General features: G+C 66.0%; 12 protein-coding genes. 8 read left to right on the forward strand and 4 right to left on the reverse strand.

Annotation, left to right across the window (positions count from 1 at the left end; translation table 11 throughout):
- Positions 1-175 precede the first annotated feature (175 nt).
- From QX070_RS10305 to ligA, 3 genes are all read left to right on the forward strand, one after another.
- A complete protein-coding gene (locus QX070_RS10305; RefSeq protein ID WP_315736792.1) occupies positions 176-1,066 on the forward strand; it encodes an outer membrane protein assembly factor BamD in 891 nt (296 codons plus the stop codon).
- 125 nt (positions 1,067-1,191) lie between these two features.
- Positions 1,192-2,865 (forward strand): DNA repair protein RecN, encoded by a 1,674-nt coding sequence (gene recN / locus QX070_RS10310; protein ID WP_315736793.1) that lies wholly within the window; start codon positions 1,192-1,194, stop codon positions 2,863-2,865.
- Between the two features lie 109 nt (positions 2,866-2,974).
- Positions 2,975-5,122, forward strand: coding sequence for an NAD-dependent DNA ligase LigA (gene ligA, locus QX070_RS10315; protein ID WP_315736794.1), 2,148 nt, complete (start codon positions 2,975-2,977; stop codon positions 5,120-5,122).
- 192 nt (positions 5,123-5,314) lie between these two features.
- Here ligA and QX070_RS10320 read toward each other — a convergent pair whose 3' ends face one another.
- From QX070_RS10320 to QX070_RS10330, 3 genes are all read right to left on the reverse strand, one after another.
- Positions 5,315-6,592 (reverse strand): multidrug effflux MFS transporter, encoded by a 1,278-nt coding sequence (locus QX070_RS10320; protein WP_315736796.1) that lies wholly within the window; start codon positions 6,590-6,592, stop codon positions 5,315-5,317.
- A 119-nt stretch (positions 6,593-6,711) separates the two neighbouring features.
- Positions 6,712-8,535: an aminopeptidase P family protein gene (locus QX070_RS10325; protein WP_315736797.1), complete on the reverse strand. Its 1,824-nt coding sequence runs from the start codon at positions 8,533-8,535 to the stop codon at positions 6,712-6,714.
- Between the two features lie 479 nt (positions 8,536-9,014).
- Positions 9,015-9,911, reverse strand: a complete 897-nt coding sequence (locus tag QX070_RS10330) for a 50S ribosomal protein L11 methyltransferase (RefSeq protein ID WP_315736799.1) — start codon at positions 9,909-9,911, stop codon at positions 9,015-9,017.
- Positions 9,912-10,179: 268 nt separating this feature from the next.
- On the opposite strand from QX070_RS10330, the gene QX070_RS10335 reads away from it, so the two are divergent.
- Positions 10,180-10,344, forward strand: a complete 165-nt coding sequence (locus tag QX070_RS10335) for a Flp family type IVb pilin (protein ID WP_315736801.1) — start codon at positions 10,180-10,182, stop codon at positions 10,342-10,344.
- Between the two features lie 189 nt (positions 10,345-10,533).
- On the opposite strand, the gene QX070_RS10340 is transcribed toward QX070_RS10335, so the two are convergent.
- Positions 10,534-12,135, reverse strand: coding sequence for an NAD(P)/FAD-dependent oxidoreductase (locus tag QX070_RS10340; RefSeq protein WP_315736802.1), 1,602 nt, complete (start codon positions 12,133-12,135; stop codon positions 10,534-10,536).
- A gap of 200 nt (positions 12,136-12,335) precedes the next feature.
- Here QX070_RS10340 and QX070_RS10345 point away from each other — a divergent pair, with 200 nt between their 5' ends.
- From QX070_RS10345 to QX070_RS10360, 4 genes are all read left to right on the forward strand, one after another.
- On the forward strand, positions 12,336-14,615 hold the full coding sequence (locus tag QX070_RS10345) for a fused MFS/spermidine synthase (RefSeq protein ID WP_315736804.1): 2,280 nt from the start codon (positions 12,336-12,338) through the stop codon (positions 14,613-14,615).
- A gap of 497 nt (positions 14,616-15,112) precedes the next feature.
- Positions 15,113-16,066: a sugar-binding protein gene (locus tag QX070_RS10350; protein WP_316178606.1), complete on the forward strand. Its 954-nt coding sequence runs from the start codon at positions 15,113-15,115 to the stop codon at positions 16,064-16,066.
- 13 nt (positions 16,067-16,079) lie between these two features.
- Positions 16,080-17,582 (forward strand): sugar ABC transporter ATP-binding protein, encoded by a 1,503-nt coding sequence (locus QX070_RS10355; protein ID WP_315736805.1) that lies wholly within the window; start codon positions 16,080-16,082, stop codon positions 17,580-17,582.
- Positions 17,583-17,594: 12 nt separating this feature from the next.
- Complete coding sequence (locus tag QX070_RS10360; RefSeq protein WP_315736806.1) at positions 17,595-18,620, forward strand: ABC transporter permease; 1,026 nt, start codon at positions 17,595-17,597, stop codon at positions 18,618-18,620.
- Positions 18,621-18,630: the final 10 nt, after the last annotated feature.

Raw genomic sequence — 18,630 nt, forward strand, 5'->3', positions numbered from 1 at the left:
TGCCTTAATCTGGGCGGATTGGCTTCCTATGCGGTTGGTTGATGAAGTGTTTTCGGCTAGAGAGGCCGGGGCCGCGTGATGCGTGCCACTGGCGGGGCTCTTCCTTCGCGGTCATGAAGCGACCTTCATGGTGCGCGGCGTAGATCAGATCACAGGCATCGGGTTCCAAAGAAGCATGTCGATACAGCGTCTCACGCGCGACCTCCGTCATCCCGCAGCAAGCATCGGCCGGCTCCGCCTCGCCGCGTCGCTGATCCTGCTGGCGCCGTTGTTGAGCGGCTGCGGCACCGGCGGACTCTGGGACAAATTCCTGGCCAAGGACGACACCTTCGTCGATGAGCCCGCGGACAAGCTCTACAATGAGGGCTTGTTCCTGATGAACGAGAAGAAGGACGTCAAAGGCGCGACCAAGAAGTTCGAGGAGGTCGATCGCCAGCATCCTTATTCCGACTGGGCCCGCAAATCGCTGCTGATGTCGGCCTACGCGTCCTATCAGGCCGGCGACTACGACGGCTGCATCGGCGCTGCCACCCGTTACGTGACGTTGCATCCGGGCAGCCCGGACGCGGCCTATGCGCAATACCTGATCGCCGCGTCGCATTACGACCAGATCCCGGACATCAGCCGCGATCAGGGCCGCACCGAGAAGGCCATTGCCTCACTCGAAGAGGTGGTACGCAAATATCCGACCTCCGAATACGCCACCAATGCCAAGGCCAAGATGGAGGGCGCCCGCGACCAGCTCGCCGGCAAGGAGATGGATGTCGGCCGCTATTACATGCAGAAGCGCGACTACACGGCCGCCATCAACCGCTTCAAGGCGGTGGTGACGCAGTATCAGACCACGCGGCACGTCGAGGAAGCGCTGTATCGCCTGACCGAGGCCTACATGACGATCGGCATCGTCGGCGAAGCCCAGACGGCGGCGGCTGTGCTCGGGCACAATTTCCCCGACAGCAAGTGGTATAAGGACGCCTACAATCTCGTGAAGTCGGGCGGCGTCGAGCCCGAGGAGAACAAGGGCTCCTACATCTCTCGGGCCTTCAAGAAGCTGGGCCTGGGCTGAGCGGTCGGCCAGATCGGCTGGTCGGTCTGGCTTTGTTCTGTATTCTTGTTTTGTTCTCTATTTGCTGCTAGCATCGAGTCGTTCGCTCAGGGGCGTTCCGCCCCGTTACGAAGGACTTCGGTTCCATGCTGGCGCGACTGTCGATCCGTGACATCGTCCTGATCGAACGACTCGATCTCGAATTTTCCCATGGACTTGCGGTGCTGACCGGCGAGACCGGTGCCGGCAAGTCGATCCTGCTCGACGCCTTTGCTCTCGCTCTCGGCGGCCGCGGCGACGCCAGCCTGGTGCGCCACGGCGCCGACCAGGGGCAGGTCACGGCCGTGTTCGAGATCGGCAAGGATCATCCCGCCGCCAGGATCCTCGCCGCCAACGGCCTGGATGCCGATGGCGAGATGATCCTGCGCCGCGTTCAATACGGCGACGGCCGCACCCGCGCCTTCATCAACGACCAGTCGGTCAGCGTGCAGACGCTGAAAGCGATCGGCGCCACCCTGGTCGAGATCCACGGCCAGCATGACGAACGTGCGCTGGTCGATGCCGCCACCCACCGCCGGCTGCTGGATGCCTTTGCGGGCCTGGAGAAGGATGTCGCCGCGGTCGAGGCGCTCTGGGCGGCCCGCCGGACCGCGGTCACGGCGCTCGATGAGCATCGTGCGAGCATGGAGCGCGCGGCCCGCGAGGCCGATTATCTGCGGCATGCCTCGGACGAGCTGAAGAAGCTGGCGCCAAAGGAGGGCGAGGAGACGCAGCTCGCCGCCCGCCGCACCGCCATGATGCAGGGCGAGAAGATCGCAGGCGATCTGCGTGACGCGCAGGATGCCGTCAGCGGCAACCAGTCGCCGATTGCCGCGCTGGCTGCGGCGGTCCGCCGGCTGGAGCGACGCGCGGTCAGCTCGCCCGCGCTGGTCGATCCAGCGGTGAGGGCTATCGATTCGGCGATCAACGCCCTGGAGGAGGCCGATCAGCATCTGACGGTGGCGCTCGCGGCCACCGATTTCGATCCGCTGGAGCTGGAGCGCATCGAGGAGCGGCTGTTCGCGCTGCGCGCGGCCGCGCGCAAATATTCGACGCCGGTGGACGGTCTGGCTGCTTTGGCTGCCAAATATGCCGCCGATGTGATCCTGATCGATGCCGGCGCCGAGCAGTTGAAGAAGCTGGAAGCGGCGGCGGCGGCGGCCGATGCGCGCTATGCCGCGGCGGCGGCCAAGCTGTCGGCGGCGCGGACCAAGTCGGCGGAGAAGCTGAACCGGGCCGTCCATGCCGAACTCGCCCCGCTCAAGCTCGAACGCGCCAAGTTCATGACCCAGGTCGACAGCGACGCCGAGGCGCCGGGGCCGGAGGGCATCGACCGGGTCGAGTTCTGGGTCCAGACCAACCCGGGCACGCGGCCGGGTCCGATGATGAAGGTCGCCTCGGGCGGCGAGCTGTCGCGGTTCCTGCTGGCGCTCAAGGTCGTGCTGTCCGACCGCGGCTCGGCGCCGACCTTGGTGTTCGACGAGATCGACACGGGCGTTGGCGGCGCGGTCGCCGATGCCATCGGCGCCCGGCTGGCGCGGCTCGCGCACGGGGTTCAGGTGATGGCCGTGACCCATGCGCCGCAGGTCGCGGCCAGGGCGGACCAGCATCTCCTGATTTCCAAGGATGCGCTGGATCGCGGCAAGCGTGTCGTCACCCGGGTCAACACGCTCGCCACCCTGCACCGCCGCGAGGAGATCGCCCGCATGCTGGCCGGCGCCGAGGTCACCGCCGAAGCCCGCGCCGCCGCCGACCGGCTGCTGGAGGCTGCGGCGGCATAAGCCGAGGGATCGGGCCGAACGCTTTTGGCTCCGGCGTGCGCATTGTGTAAACCGTCGTTTCGGGGCGGCCTTCGGGCCGTCCCGCCATGACGAGCAGACAGTACGCAGCATGCCCAAGACAGCAAAACCGAAGCAGCCCGTCGACGTTGCCGATCTCACCAAGGCCCAGGCCAAGGTGGAATGGAAGCGGCTGGCGCTGGAGCTCGAGACCCACGACAGGCTCTATTATCAGGATGACGCGCCGAAGATCTCGGACGCCGCCTATGACGAGCTGCGTCGCCGCTTCAATGCGATCGAGAAGCGTTTCCCTGAGCTCGTCAGCAGCGAGTCTCCGTCACAGAAGGTCGGCGCTGCGCCCTCCGGCCGGTTCAAGAAAGTGCGGCATGCGGTGCCGATGCTGTCGCTCGACAACGCCTTCGCCGAGGAGGACGTGCGCGACTTCGTCGGCCGCATCGCGCGCTTCCTCAAGCTTGCCGACGATCGCATCGATTTCTCGGCCGAGCCGAAGATCGACGGGCTGTCGATGTCGCTACGCTATGAAGGCGGCGAGCTGGTCACCGCCGCGACCCGCGGTGACGGCGCCGAGGGCGAGGATGTCACCGCCAACATCCGCACCCTGAAGGACGTGCCGCACAAGCTGCACGGCCGCAACCTGCCCGACATCTGCGAAGTGCGCGGCGAGGTCTACATGACCAAGCAGGCCTTCCTCGCGCTCAACGAGCGCCAGAAGGAAGCGGGCGACACCATCTTCGCCAACCCGCGCAACTCCGCCGCAGGTTCGCTGCGGCAGAAGGATCCGGCCATCACCGCCTCGCGTCCCCTCGGCTTCTTCGCCTATGCCTGGGGCGAAATGAGCGCGATGCCGGCGGAGACGCAGAGCGGCATGATCAAATGGTTCGAGCGCTGCGGCTTCACCACCAATCCGCTCACCAGGCTCTGCCACTCGGTGGAGGAGCTGATCGCGTTCCATCATCACATCGAGGAGCAGCGCGCCGAGCTCGACTACGATATCGACGGCGTCGTCTACAAGGTCGACCGCATCGACTGGCAGGAGCGGCTCGGATTCGTGTCGCGCACGCCGCGCTGGGGCATCGCGCATAAGTTTCCGGCCGAGCGCGCCATGACCGTGCTCAAGGACATCGAGATCCAGGTCGGCCGCACCGGCTCGTTCACGCCGGTCGGCAAGCTTGAGCCGGTCGGTGTCGGCGGCGTCATCGTGCAGAACGTGACGCTGCACAACGAGGACTACATCAAGGGGATCGGCAACAAGGGCGAGGTTCTGCGCGAGGGCCGTGACATCCGGATCGGCGACACCGTCGTGATCCAGCGCGCCGGCGACGTCATCCCACAGGTGGTCGACGTCCTCATCGACAAACGGCCGGAGCACGCCAAGGAATTCCACTTCCCGAAGACGTGCCCTTGTCCGCTGCATACCGACGTCGTGCGTGAGGAGATTGCGACCGGCGAGGAGGGCTCGCGCGCCCGCTGTACCGGTGAGTTCGCCTGTCCATTCCAGAAGATCGAGCACCTCAAGCTGTTCGCCTCGCGCCGCGCTTTCGACATCGATGGTCTCGGCGAGAAGCAGATCCAATTCTTCTTCGACCAGGGCTGGGTCAAGGAGCCCGCCGACATCTTCACGCTGGCCGCACGCAACAGCAAGCTGAAGCTCGAGGAGATCGAGGGCTATGGCGAGACCTCGGTGCGCAATCTCTTCAATGCCATCGACGCGCGGCGCGAGATCGCGCTGGAGCGCTTCATCTTTGCGCTCGGTATGCGCCATGTCGGCGAGACCACGGCGCTGGCGCTGGCGCGGGGCTATGGCTCATGGGAGGCGTTCCATGAGGCCTGTCTCAAGGTCGCCAATGGCGACGAGGAGGCGATCGCGGAGATGGATGCGCTCGACCAGATCGGCGACACCGTGATCAAGAGCGTCGCCGCCTATTTCGGCGAGGACCACAACCGCGGCATCGTCGAGCGGCTGACGAAAGAGGTCAAGATCCTCGACGCGGAGAGGCCGAAGCGCAATTCGCCGATCGCCGCCAAGACTGTCGTGTTCACGGGCACGCTGGAAAAGATGACGCGCGATGAGGCCAAGGCGACTGCCGAGCGGCTCGGTGCGAAAGTGTCGGGATCGGTGTCGAAGAAGACGGACTACGTCGTCGCCGGTCCGGGGGCAGGCTCAAAGCTGAAGGACGCGCAAAAGCACGGCGTGCAGGTGCTCACCGAGGACGAGTGGCTGCAGCTGATCGGGGAGTAGCTGCTCCGCAGTGTTGGTTGCGACAGACGCTGGATGCGACACCAACAGTTGTCATCATCCGCGAAAGCGGATGATCCAGTATTCCAGAGGCATTTGTCATAGGGCCGAGACGCCTTGGCCTGCTGGATACCCGCCTGCGCGGGTATGACGCCGAGAGTGACGCGCGGTCGTGCAGTCGCTCTCGCACCTCCCTCACATTACCCCGGCTTCGTCCTCTTCCGCCGTCTCGATCAGCTCCTTCGTCACCTTCATCTGCGTGCGCGGGACCAGGAAGATCATGCTGCAGGCGCAGGCGAGGGACAGGGTGAGCATCGCTGATGTCAGCGGCAGCGTGCTGCTGAAATGGCCGCCGAGCCAGGCGCCGAGCTGCGACGTCAGCGCGCCCACGCCCATTTGCAGGAATCCCATCGCGCCGGAAGCGGTGCCCGCTGCGCCCGGCCGGACGCTGATGGCACCGGCTGCGGAATTCGCCATCACGGCGGCATTGGCGAACATCAGCAGCATCTGCGTGCCGAACAGCACTGATGGCACCTGGTTGAAACCGAACAGGCTCCAGGTGAAGTTCAGCGCGGCACTGGTGAGCTGCAGTCCCAATCCGAACCAGATCAGTCGATCGAGCGAATGGCGCGGCGCGTAGCGCACGCAGAACAGGTTGCCGACGAAATAGGCGAAGCCCGTGGTCGCAAACCACGCGCCATACTCCGCCGAGGAGCGGCCCATCTGCACCTCGACGATATACGGCCCGCCGCCGGCGAAGGCGAAGATGATCTGCGACGCCAGCACCTGGCACAGCATGTAGCCGAGGAAGGCGCGGCTCCTGACGAGCATGGCGACGTCGCGGCGGAAGCTCGCGCCTTCGATGCGGGCAGGGCGCGTTTCCGGCAGGGTCAAGGTCACGGCGATCGCGATCACGATCGACAGCGCGGCGACGACGTAGAAGATGGCGTGCCAGCCGAACGCGATCTCGATCAGGCCGCCGGTCAGCGGCGACAGCATCTGCGCGATCATCATGACCGCGACGACGAGGCTGATCATCGCGCCGATGCGCTCGCGCGGATAGAGATCGCGGATGATGGCGCGGCTGATCACCATGCCGCTGGCGCCGCCGAGCGCCTGGAAGAAGCGCGCCGCGATCAGCTGGGGCAGGGTGTCGGCGAAGATGCAACTGACGCTCGCGACGATCGACAGCGCGAGCCCTGCAAGCATCACGGGGCGGCGGCCGAAGCGGTCGGAGAGCGGCCCGAGCAGCAGCTGCGAGATCGCGATGCCGGCCATGTAGAACGACACCGTCATCTGCACGACGGAGGCGTCGCGCCCGAACGTGGTCGCGAGCAGCGGCAGGGCCGGCACCAGCAGGTAAAGCGAGATCGGCGCCAGCCCGGTCATGACGACCAGGAGGACCAGCACGGTGCGCGAGGGGACGGCGCGCGGTGGCGCCGCCCCGGGCGGTCTGCTGATCATTCCATGCATGGTGCCGCTCAAATCAGGTGAACGCCCTGACTGTAGCGGCCTTCCGCTTCGCGGAAACGCCTGTTTCGGCATGCGCCCATGCGGGCAGCGGGACAGCTGGTAGCAGGGCGCGCGGATCGCTACAGTGGCGCAGTCGCCTGATCGAGCCAGCGCTGGTCGTTCTCGTCGAGTGCTGCACGGACCGTTTCCCTGACCCGGGCATGATAGGCGTCGAGCCATGCCCGTTCCTCGGCGGTCAGCATGGCGACGTCGATCAGGCGGCGGTCGATCGGCGCCAGGGTCAGCGCCTCGAAGCCGTTCATCGGCTTCTCCGCGCCCGCGACGTCCTTCGCCACCACGAGCTCGAGGTTCTCGATGCGGATGCCGAACGCGTCGGTCTTGTAGTAGCCGGGTTCGTTGGACAGGATCATGCCGCGCTTCAGCGGTGTCGTGCCGAGCTTCGAGATGCGCGCGGGTCCCTCGTGCACCGACAGATAGCTGCCGACGCCGTGACCGGTGCCGTGCTCGAAATCGATGCCGGCCTGCCACAGGAACTGTCGCGCCAGGGTGTCGAGCTGGGCGCCGGTGGTGCCATCGGGGAAGATCGCACGTGCGATCGCGAGGTGGCCGCGCAGCACGCGGGTGAAGCGGTCGCGCATCTCCTCAGTCGGCACGCCCACGGCGATCGTGCGGGTGACGTCGGTGGTGCCGTCCTGATATTGCGCGCCGGAATCGATCAGCAGCAGATCGCCCGGCATGATGCGGCGGTTGCTCTTGCGGGTGACGCGATAATGCACGATCGCGCCGTTGGGACCGGTACCCGAGATGGTCGGGAACGACACGTCCTTGAGCGCGCCGGTGTCGCGGCGAAAGCTCTCCAGCGCCTCGACCGCATCGATCTCCGTCAACGTGCCCTTCGGCGCCTCGCGATCGATGAAGGCCAGAAAGCGCACCAGCGCGACCGCATCGCGCTGATGGGCGCGCCGCGTACCGTCGATCTCCACCGCGTTCTTGGCGGCCTTGAGCAGGCTGACCGGATCGGCGCCGCGCACCGCCTTGCCGCCGGCGCCCTGGATCAGGCGCGTCAGGGCATCGGCTGCCGTGGCGCTGTCGAGCGCGATGGCTGCGCCGGATTCCGCGAGCTCGGTCAGGCGCGGTGTCAGCACGTCCGGCTCCGCCACCTCGGCGCTCTGCTCGAGATGATCGCGTGTCAGGTTCGAGAGCTTGCGGGAATCGATGAAGATGGTCGGACGTCCGGTCTTCGGCACCAGCGCATAGGACAGCGGCAGCGGCGTGTGCGAGACGTCGGCGCCGCGGATGTTGAAGGTCCAGGCGACGTTGTGGGAATCGGACAGCACCAGCGCCTCGACGCCGAGCCGCTCGATCTCCTGGCGGATCCGGCCGAGCTTGTCCGCCTCGCTCTCGCCGGATAATTCGGCGCCGTGGATGGATACGGCGCCGAGCGGCGGCAGCGGGCGTTCGGTCCAGATGCTGTCGACCGGGTTGCTCTCGACCGGCACCAGCTCCGCGCCGGCCTTGGCACAGGCGGCGGCCAGTCGTTCGGCCGCGGCCGTCGTATGCAGCCACGGATCGAAGCCGACGCGGTCACCGCTCTGCAGGTGTCGCGTCAACCAACTCTCGGGCGGCGGCTCGATCAGCGATTCCACGGTCCAGGCCTTGCCGTCGACCTGCTTGCCGGCCTGCAGCGTATAGCGGCCGTCGACGAAGATCGCGGCGGCCTGCGGCAGCACGATCGCAAGGCCGGCCGATCCGGTGAAGCCGGTGAGCCACGCCAGCCTTTCCTCCGACGGTGGCACATACTCGTTCTGCTGCTGGTCGGCCCGCGGCACGATGAAGCCGGTCAGCTTGCGCCGTGCCAGCTCCTCGCGGAGAGCGGCCAGCCGCGCGGTCAGCGCCACGCCGGTTTCGGGTTCTTCGAACGTCTGGAACAGAGCTTCGAACATCGGTCTCATACTTTAGAAGTGGATCTTGCCGCGTCGGCGACGAATACTCCTCCAGCAGACAGTGCAGTGCACGAAGAATCTCCTTGCATTCGCCTGTGCAAAAAGATTTGCTGTCGCATGCCGGTCATCCGAAAGAGATGCGGCGAGGAAACGTATGGACGTGACGACCACGATCGTAAAGATCATCCACGGTCGCATGATCCGGGGAGTGCCTCAACTCAACGGCGAGGGGATGCACGATGCCTGCTTTTACCTTCGAAAAACTATCGGCGCCCGCGCCAAGTGGACCGGCGCCCGCACCGGTCGAGAAGCCGCGCAGCGCGCTGGCGGACCTCGTCAATCGTCTCGTCGCGCCGCGCGTTCGACGTGCCTCTCGTAGTCAGTCCGACTCCACCTCCCAGCAGAGCCAGCCGAAGACGTAATCGCGAGCTTGCCGCACCCAGCGTGCAGGTTCGATCCATGCCATGAGCTGATCCGCCTCACTGCTGCTTTTGCAGCAACAGGCTGCTCCACCCCTCGATTCTCAAATGCCGGACCGGAACCAGGCCGCGGGCACGATAGGCGGCGCAGACGGCGCGTGCCTGCGGGGTCAACAGGCCCGAGAGGATCACGAAGGCTCCGGGCGCGAGGTGGCGCTGCATCGGCGCAGCCAGCTGGCGCAGCGGGTTGGCCAGGATATTCGCCAGCACCAGATCGAACGGGCCGCACCGGGCGAAGTCAGCGGCGGCGAAGCCGGTAGCTCGGATGACCCGGACCAGGGGGCCTGCGCCGTTGAGCCGGGCGTTCTCCCGCGCCACCATGACCGAGGGCGCATCGATGTCGCTCGCCAGCACGGACCGGTGCGTCGCCTTGGCGGCGGCAATCGCGAGCACGCCGGTGCCGGTGCCGAGGTCGAGCACCCGTCGCGGCGCGCGGGTCTTGAGCACGTGATCGAGCAGCAGCAGGCAGCCGCGCGTGGTGCCGTGGTGACCGGTGCCGAAGGCGAGCGCCGCCTCGATCTCGATCCCGAGTTTGTTGCCGGGCACCCGCTGCCGGTCATGGCTGCCATGGACCATGAAGCGGCCAGCCGGCACCGGGACGAGGTCGTCCAGGCTGGCCTTGACCCAGTCCTTGGCCTCGACGACTTCGAATGCCAGGGTCTGGGCTACGTCGGAGCCCGCCGCCCCGCCGACGAGCTCCCGCACCAGCGTCTGATCCGGCGGATCGGCGAAATGAACCGTCACGTCCCAGCGGCCGTCCGGCCGCTCGAAGGCAGCGACCGCGGCATCACCTTCGAAGAACACCTCGGTCAGGACGTCGACGGCCGGGCGCGCGGTCGCTTCATCGGCAACGGTGAAGCTGGCCTTGTGGGTGGCGGGCGTGGTCGTTGAGGTCATCAAGGTGGATCCTGGCGAGATTTGACGGCGTGGTTAAGGGATTTGTCTGCCAACGCAAGCGATAGGACCGGAAATCTGCCAGGTTGGAACATTCAACGGTTGTATCTTGCCGCTGGCGGGGCGGCGTAAAAGTTGTGATTCAATTCCTGCAAAGAATCTCTGCAACTTGAACAGAGCGCCTTATCTCAACTTTAGGTTCTGGCCGCCTAATTTTCTCGTCATGGGAACCGGATGATCCTCGGTTCCTGGGTTGGGAAACGAGGTTCAGATGAAGACCACTCTGCTGAAGTTCTTGCGTGATGAATCTGGCGCCACCGCCATCGAATACGGCCTGATCGCAGCCGGCATCTCGCTGGCCATTATTGCCGCAGTCAACGGCCTGGGCAGCTCGCTCAGCAGCAAGTTCGAGTCGATCAACACGTCGCTGAAGTAATCCGCCTGACACGGCGTTCTCGAAGAACCGGGCCTCAGCGCCCGGTTTTTCTGCTTTTGGGGTGGGGGAATCTCGAAAGCAGGTCCACAGCATACCCACACGGCCGTGCACTGCTTATTGGATCGTTCATCCACTGCGCGTCCACAGCTTGTCCACACGGACGCCCACCCGCCTTTCCACCCCTTATCCTCAGCCGAACAGGGCGCGATGGTCGGCCAGGATCGCCTGGGCCGCATTGTGGCCGGGGGCGCCGGTGACGCCGCCGCCGGGGTGGCTGCCCGAGCCGCAATGGTAGAGCCCTTTCAGCGGCGAGCGATAATCGGCGTGACCGAGCATGGGGCGGGCCGAGAACAACTGGTTCAGGGTCAGCGCGCCGTGGAAGATGTCGCCCCCGATCAGCCCGAACTGGCGCTCGAGGTCGAGCGGTGACAGCACCTGCCGACCGAGCACGCTGGCCGCAAAGCCCGGTGCATAACGGTCCACGGTCGCGATCATGAGGTCAGCGACCTCGTCGCGATGATTGTCCCAGGAACGGCCGTCCGGCAGCTCGGGCGCGACATGCTGGCAGAACAGGCTGGCGACGTGCTGCCCTGCGGGCGCCAGCGTCGGGTCGAGGGTGGAGGGGATCAGCAGCTCGACCACGGGATCGCGGCTCCAGCCATGCGCCCGCGCGTCGAGATAGGCCTGGTCCATGTAGCCGAGGCTCGGGCCGAGGATGATCCCGGCGGACAGATGGTCGCCGTCGCCCGGCAGCGCGCTGAACGAGGGCAGCCGGCCGAGCGCCACGTTCATGCGGAACGTGCCCGAACCGCAGCGCCAGTTCCTGATGCGGCTCAGGAACGGCGCGGGCACGGCGCCGGCCGGCACCAGGCGCGTATAGAGCAGCTTCGGGTTCACGTTGGCGACGACATGGCGGGCGCGGATGGTGCGGCCATCCTCGAGCACGACGCCGACCGCGCGGTCGCGCTCGACGATCACCTCGCGCACGCCGGCCTCGACCTCGATCAGCGTGCCCAGCTCCTTCAGGTACCCGGCCATCGCCTGCGTGATCGCCCCCATGCCGCCGATCGCATGGCCCCAGACGCCCTTCTTGCCGTTCACCTCGCCGAAGGCGTGATGCAGCATCACATAGGCCGAGCCGGCGGCGTAGGGGCTGGCATAGTTGCCGACGATGGCATCGAAGCCGAACAGCGCCTTCACCAGATCGGTTTCGAAGATCTCGTCGAGCATCTCGCCGGCCGAGCGTGTGAACAGGTCGAGCAGATCGCGCTGCTGCTCCAGCGACAGTGCGCGCAGGGTGTTGGCCGTGCCGAGCGCGTTGAAGGCCTCGCGGATCGCCGACAGCCCGAACTGGGCGACCAGGTTCGGTGGCGCCCGCAGCACGATGCTGCGCAGCACGTCCGCGATGGCCTCGAGACGTGCCGAGAACGGGCCGATCGCGTCGGCGTCCCGCTCGCTCAGCCGCGCAACTGAAGCCAGCGTGCGACCCTCGCCCGTCAGCAGATAGCGGCCGTCGGCCGAGGGCAGGAAGTTCTGCGCCCGGCGCTCGACGATCTCCAGCCCGTGCTCGTGCAGCTTCAGGTCGGAGATGACGCGCGAATTGAGCAGGCTCACGGTGTAGGACGCGACGGAGTTGCGGAAGCCCGGATGAAACTCCTCGGTGACCGCGGCGCCGCCGACCACCTTGCGGCGCTCGACCACATGCACGCGCAGGCCCGCCATCGCGAGGTAGGCCGCACAGGTCAGGCCATTATGGCCGGCACCGATGATGATGACCTCGGTTTCATTCATGTCAGCTTCAAAAAGCCCTGTTTAATGACCCGCACCGGGAACCTCGGCTGGTGCTGTCGCGCCGGACGGCTGCGACGTCAAGGGAAACTCCATTCTGCCTCAGCTCCTCGCCATACCGCCCTGCGATCCGCTATGTCTCGTCTGCTCATCGCGGTCCGGTCTTGGCATCTGATGCCGGCCGCGCCGCTGCCGGAGTTGTCATGACCTCAATCGCCTCGCCCGCCGCCGTCGCTCAGCCCTCTGCCGCACGCAACCGGCTGGTGCTCGTCGTCTATACCGCCGCAATTTTCGTCAGCGCGCTGCTGCTGTTCTCGGTGCAGCCACTGTTCACCAAGATGGTGCTGCCGCGGCTCGGCGGCTCGCCGGCGGTGTGGTCGGTGGCAATGGTGTTCTTCCAGACCTTGCTGCTCGCGGGTTATGCCTATGCGCATTTTCTCACCCAGCTGCCCAGCCGGGTGCTCCCGATCGCGATTCATCTGCTGCTGCTCGGTTTCGCCATCCTGACGTTGCCGCTGTCGATCGCGAGCAGCTGGGGCGACCCGCCCAGCTCCGGTTACGGGCTTTGGCTGCTCGGCCTGTTCACCGTGTCGATCGGCCTGCCGTTCTTCGCGCTCGCTGCCAACAATCCGCTGCTGCAGGCGTGGTTCGTGCGCTCAGGTCATCCGGCCGCACCCGACCCGTATTTCCTCTATGCATCGTCGAACATCGGCAGCTTCCTGGCGCTGTTGTCCTATCCTCTGCTGATCGAGCCGATCTTCAGCCTGCGCGTGCAGAACCTGATCTGGACCGGCGGCTATGGCCTCCTGATCGCGCTGATCGCCGGCTGCGGCGTCCTGCTGCTGCGGTCGCCGGTGATCGTCACGAGCCTGCTGCACACCGGGGACAGCAATGCCCCGGCGCCACGCTGGCTGCTGCGTCTGCGCTGGATCTTCCTGGCCGCGGTGCCCTCCGGCCTGCTGATTGCGGTGACGGCGCATATCTCCACCGATGTCGCGGCCGCGCCCTTGCTATGGGTGCTGCCGCTGTCGCTCTATCTGTTGACCTGGGTGCTGGTGTTCCAGTCGCGGCCGCTGCTGCCGCACAAATGGATGCTGGCGCTGCAGCCGCTTGCGATCGCCGGCGTCGTCGTCCTGCTCGCTTTTGGCGGCGAGCAGAATCTCGCGCTCACGCTCGGCGGCCATCAGCTCTGCTTCTTCATCATCGCCATGGCCTGCCATGGCGAGCTCGCGCGCACGCGCCCGCCGGCCAAGTATCTCACCGGCTTCTATGTCGCGCTGTCGTTCGGCGGCATGGTCGGCGGCCTGTTCGCCGGCCTGATCGCCCCCTTCACCTTCTCATGGGTTGCCGAATATCCGATCCTGCTGGCGCTCGCGGCGCTGTGCCGGCCGGCGGCCAATGAGCGCTTGCCACGGATCACGCGCTGGTACTGGCTCCTGCTCGCGGTCATTGCCCTCGCGCTGCTGGTGCCCGCCGGAATGACCGGCAAGCTCACGACCTATCTCGAGGACCACCGCGTCTATGTCGCGGGCGCCGTGGGCGTGCTCGCCGTGCTGCTCGCTCTGCTGCTGAACGGTGGCCGCTGGAAGGTGTTCGCGACGGCCGCGCTCGCGCTCGTCCTGATCCGCGCCTATCCGGCCGATGACGGCCGCGTCGAGACGGTGCGCAGCTTCTTCGGCGTGCACAAGATCGTGGTGACCTCCGACGGGCACTATCACGTGCTGATGCATGGCACGACCATCCACGGCGCGCAGAAATATCTCAACGCCGACGGCTCCAAGGTGACGGGGCGGCCCGAGCCGATCACCTACTATCACAAGGACGGCGGCATCGGCCGCGCCATCACCGCGATCCGGGAGCGCAAGGGCGCGCCGCTCAAGGTCGCCGTGATCGGCGTTGGCGCCGGCACGCTCACTTGCGCAGCCGAGCCCGGCGAGATCTGGAAATTCTTCGAGATCGACCAGACCATGATCGATACCGCCAGCGATCCGAAATATTTCAGCTACATCAGGAACTGCGCGCCGGACTTCAAGCCTGTCATCGGCGATGCCAGGCTGACCTTCGCCAAGGAGCCGGACGGCGCCTACGATCTCATCATCGTCGATGCCTATTCCTCGGATGCGATTCCGATCCATCTGGCGACGGAGGAGGCGATGGCGATCTACAAGGCGAAGCTGGCGCCGCAGGGCGCCGTCGTGATGCATGTCTCCAATCGGCATCTGGAGCTGGAGAGCGTCGTCGTCGGCATCGCCGACGCCAACGACCTGAAGAGCTGGGTCTACAACGAGGACTCCGGGCGCGACGACGAGTACATCTTCTCCACCGACGTCGTCATCAGCGCGCGCGAGGACGCCGACGTCGGCACGCTGGCCTCCTCGGACAAGTGGACCGAAACCGAGCCGACCGACGGCGAGCGGGTCTGGACCGACGATTATTCGAACATTCTCGGCGCCGTGTATCGGCGGCTGCGCGACGGCGAGTAACAGGGCACTGCCGCCGTTCGACGTCGCCGGGCCCGGATCGCCGCGATGATGGCGTCTGCGCCCAAAGAGGTGCGCGCCTCGTCAGTGGCGGGCCTCGGTTGCATTGCCGCATTGATTTCTCGAGCGTCTGATCGCTGACTTTGCTGTACCGCATCGCAAAACGCAGTGGTTACGCGCTTTCTGCGTGGGCCTCTGTTGCGTGCCCGTCATGACCATGCTACCTTGAGGTGCGCCCCTCATTTGAAGTCGGTACTTTGCGCGTCTTCGAATGGGTGGGTTGGGGCACGCACGCGCAGTCGAGCTGGATCGCAAACTGAGCGGTGAGGGACCGGTCTGGTCGTCTCGCCCTGAGCGAACGATCGCGCGGACGCTGTCCAGATCGAGGTGCTGTTCGTCCGGGCGGAGCCAGCGGTTCGGACGAGTTCGCGACTAGATATCGTTCGACTACAAAATGCCGGCCGCATCAAAGCAGGCCGGCTTCACATGGGAGGGGTTCAATGAAGCGTCTTTGGATTGCCGGTGCGTCTGCCTTGTTGTCGATGGCGCTCGGTCTCGGCTCCGCGGGAGCCGCGGACAAGAAGGTCCTCGCCTTCGTCGTCAACGGCGCGTCCGACTTCTGGAAGATCGCCGAAGCTGGCGTCAAGAAGGCGCAAGGCGAGCTGCCCAACTACAACCTGCAGCTCAAATATCCCGAGCAGGCGGCAGCCGCCGTGCAGCAGCGGATGCTGGATGACCTCGTCGCGGCCGGGGCTGCCGGAATCATGGTGAGCGCCGTCGATCCGAAGAACCAGACTGAGCACCTCAACAAGATTGCCGCACAGACGGTGCTCTTCACCACCGACAGCGACGCTCCGCAATCGAAGCGCATCGCCTATATCGGCTCCTCCAATACCGAGCTCGGCAAGGATGCCGGCAAGCTGATGCTGAAGGCGCTGCCGAATGGCGGCAAGTGCGTCGGTTTCGTCGGCCTGCTCGGGGCTGACAACGCCCGCGAGCGCATCGAAGGCGTGAAGGCGACCATCAAGGGATCGAAGGTCGAACTGGTCGACGTACGCGGCGACGAGATCGACCAGACCCGGGCCAAGCGCAATGTCGAGGACATCCTGGCGGCGATGCCGGACGTCAGTTGTCTGGTCGGCTTCTATTCCTACAACACGCCGCGCATCTACGAGGTGCTGAAGGAGGCCGGCAAGCTCGGCAAGATCAAGGTCATCGGCTTCGACGAGGATCCGATCACGCTCGGCGGCGTGAAGGACGGCGCGATCGAGGGCACGGTGGTGCAGCAGCCGTTCGAGTGGGGCTATCAGGGCATGAAGCTGATGGCGAAGGTCGTGCAGGGCGACAAGTCCGGCGTTCCGGCCAACGGCATCATCATCGTGCCCGGCAAGGTGATCGAGAAGTCCAACGTCGACGACTTCATGGCGCAGATGAAGCAGATGCTGAAGAAGTGACGCGACGGCCGGCGTGCGCGAGCCCTTCCTTGAGCTGATCGACATCGGCAAGACCTATCCTGGCGTGGTCGCGCTCGACCACGCCAGCCTGTCGGTCGCGCCCGGCGAGGTGATCGCCCTGGTCGGCGAGAACGGCGCCGGCAAGTCGACCTTGATGCGCGTGCTCGGCGGCGTGGTGGAGCCGAGCAGCGGCACGATCCGGATCGATGGCGTGGCGCGGACCAGCTACACGGTGGCGGACGCGATCGCGTCCGGCATCGCCTTCGTCCACCAGGAGCTGAACCTGTTCGACAATCTCGATGTCGCAGGCAACGTCTTCATCGGCCGCGAGCCGGTCTATGGCGGCCCGCTGCGGCTGATCGACCGCAAGACGCTGCGGGCCAAGGTGCGTCCGCTGATCGCGCGCCTCGCCGCTGATTTCGAGCCGGATACGCCGCTCGCCGAGCTGTCCTTGGCGCAGCGCCAGCTGGTCGAGATCATCAAGGCTTTGTCGCTCGACGCGCGCTGCGTCATCATGGACGAGCCGACCTCCAGCCTGACGCTGTCGGAAACCGAGCGGCTGATGCAGGTCATCGCCGGCCTGAAGGCGGACGGGGTCAGCGTCATCTTCATCACGCATCGCCTGAACGAAGTCATGCAATGCGCCGATCGCGCCATCGTGCTGCGCGACGGCCGCATGGTCGGCGCGCTGACGCGAGACGAGCTCAGTCCTGCCGCGATGATCCGGCTGATGATCGGCCGGGACCTGCGGTCGCTCTACGTGCCGCCGGCCGCGCCGCCCGGCGAAGCCGTGCTCGACGTGGTGGAGGCCGTGACCGCGACCTATCCCAACCAGGCCGTCAGCCTGCAGCTCCGGCGCGGCGAGATCCTCGGGCTTGCAGGTCTCGTCGGCTCCGGCCGCACCGAGCTCGCGCGCGGCATCTTCGGCGTCGAGCCGCTGCTGGCCGGGGGCATCAGCCTGGAGGGCGAGCCGATCCGCATCTCGACGCCGCGCGCGGCGATCGATCGCGGCATCTATCTCATTCCGGAAGACCGCAAGGCTTGCGGCCTGCTGCTCGACCTGTCGATCGCCGAGAACATCTCGCTGCCGGATCTCGCCTCCTATCTCAGCTTTGGACTTGTCGACATCAGGCGTGAGACCGAGAATGCCGATCGGCAGCGCGAACGGCTCAAGATCCGGGCGTCCGACGTCAAGGTCTCGGTCGGCACCTTGTCCGGCGGCAACCAGCAGAAGGTCGTGCTCGCCAAATGGCTGTCGATGCGGCCAAAGGTCCTGATCTTCGACGAGCCGACCCGGGGCATCGATGTCGGCGCCAAGCAGGAGATCTACGACATGCTGCGGCGGCTGGCGGATTCCGGAGTCGCGATCCTGATGATCTCGAGCGACATGGAGGAGGTGATCGGGGTGAGCGACCGGATCGCCGTAATGCATGAAGGCATGATTTCGGGCTTCCTGGCCCGCAACGAGTTCAGCGAGCACAACGTGCTTCAGCTCGCCGTCGGCCATACCGTCTGAGCGAGGGCGCCCGTGCAGAAGAAAGATCTCAGCCTGCTGATCCTGATCCTGGTGGTCGGCGCCGTCGTGGCCTTCATCAACCCGCGCTTCCTGCTGGTCGGCAACCTCTCCAATACCGCCAACCAGGTCGGCATGTTCGGCATTTTCTCGATCGCGGAGGCCTTCGTCATCATCGTCGGCGGCATCGAGCTCGCCGTCGGCTCGGTGATCGCGTTGCTCGGCGTGCTGTTCATCGACCTCATCGTCAACCGGGACGTCGACTGGATCGCTGCCTTGTTCCTCATCCTCGCCGGCGGCATCGCCATCGGCTTGGTCCATGGCACGCTGGTCACCAAGATGCGCATCCAGCCCTTCGTGGTGACCTTGTGCGGGCTGCTGATCTATCGCGGCGCGGCGCGCTACTACACCGAGGATGCCACCGCCGGCTTCGGCTATGGCGCAAGCTTCCCGGCGCTGGAATGGCTGGCCGCCGGCCGCACCGATGTCCTCGGCTTTCCACTGCCGCATAGCGTCGTGGCGCTCGTCATCGTGGCCGGCATCGCCTGGCTGGTGCTGCACCGCTCGGTGTACGGCCGTTATTTCTACGCGGTCGGCAAGAACGAGGAGGCGGCGCGCTACTCCGGCATCCGGTCCGATCGGGTCACGATCGCGGCCTATGTGATCTGCGGCGGGCTGACAGCGCTGGCAGCGGTCCTGCTCGCGATGTACACCCGCTCGATCTCGCCGGCGGTGCACGGCTCGTTCTACGAGCTCTATGCGATCGCGGCGGCGGTGCTCGGGGGCTGTTCGCTGCGCGGCGGCGAGGGCTCGGTCATCGGCGTCGTGCTCGGCACGATCCTGCTGCAGATGCTGCAGAACCTGGTCAATCTGCTGGGCATCCCGAGCTCGCTCAATTTCGCCGTGATGGGCACGGTGATCCTGATCGGCGTGCTGGCCGATCAGTATTTCGTGCAGCGGCGCACGCGCATGCCGACGGCCCGCGGGCAGGCCAGCGCCGATCGCGCGTCCGCCTCGCTCGGGCGGGTCAACGCCGAGTGAGGAGGCGCCG

It is taken from the genome of Bradyrhizobium sp. SZCCHNR1093, from assembly GCF_032381175.1.
In the GTDB taxonomy this organism is placed as follows: Bacteria; Pseudomonadota; Alphaproteobacteria; order Rhizobiales; family Xanthobacteraceae; genus Bradyrhizobium.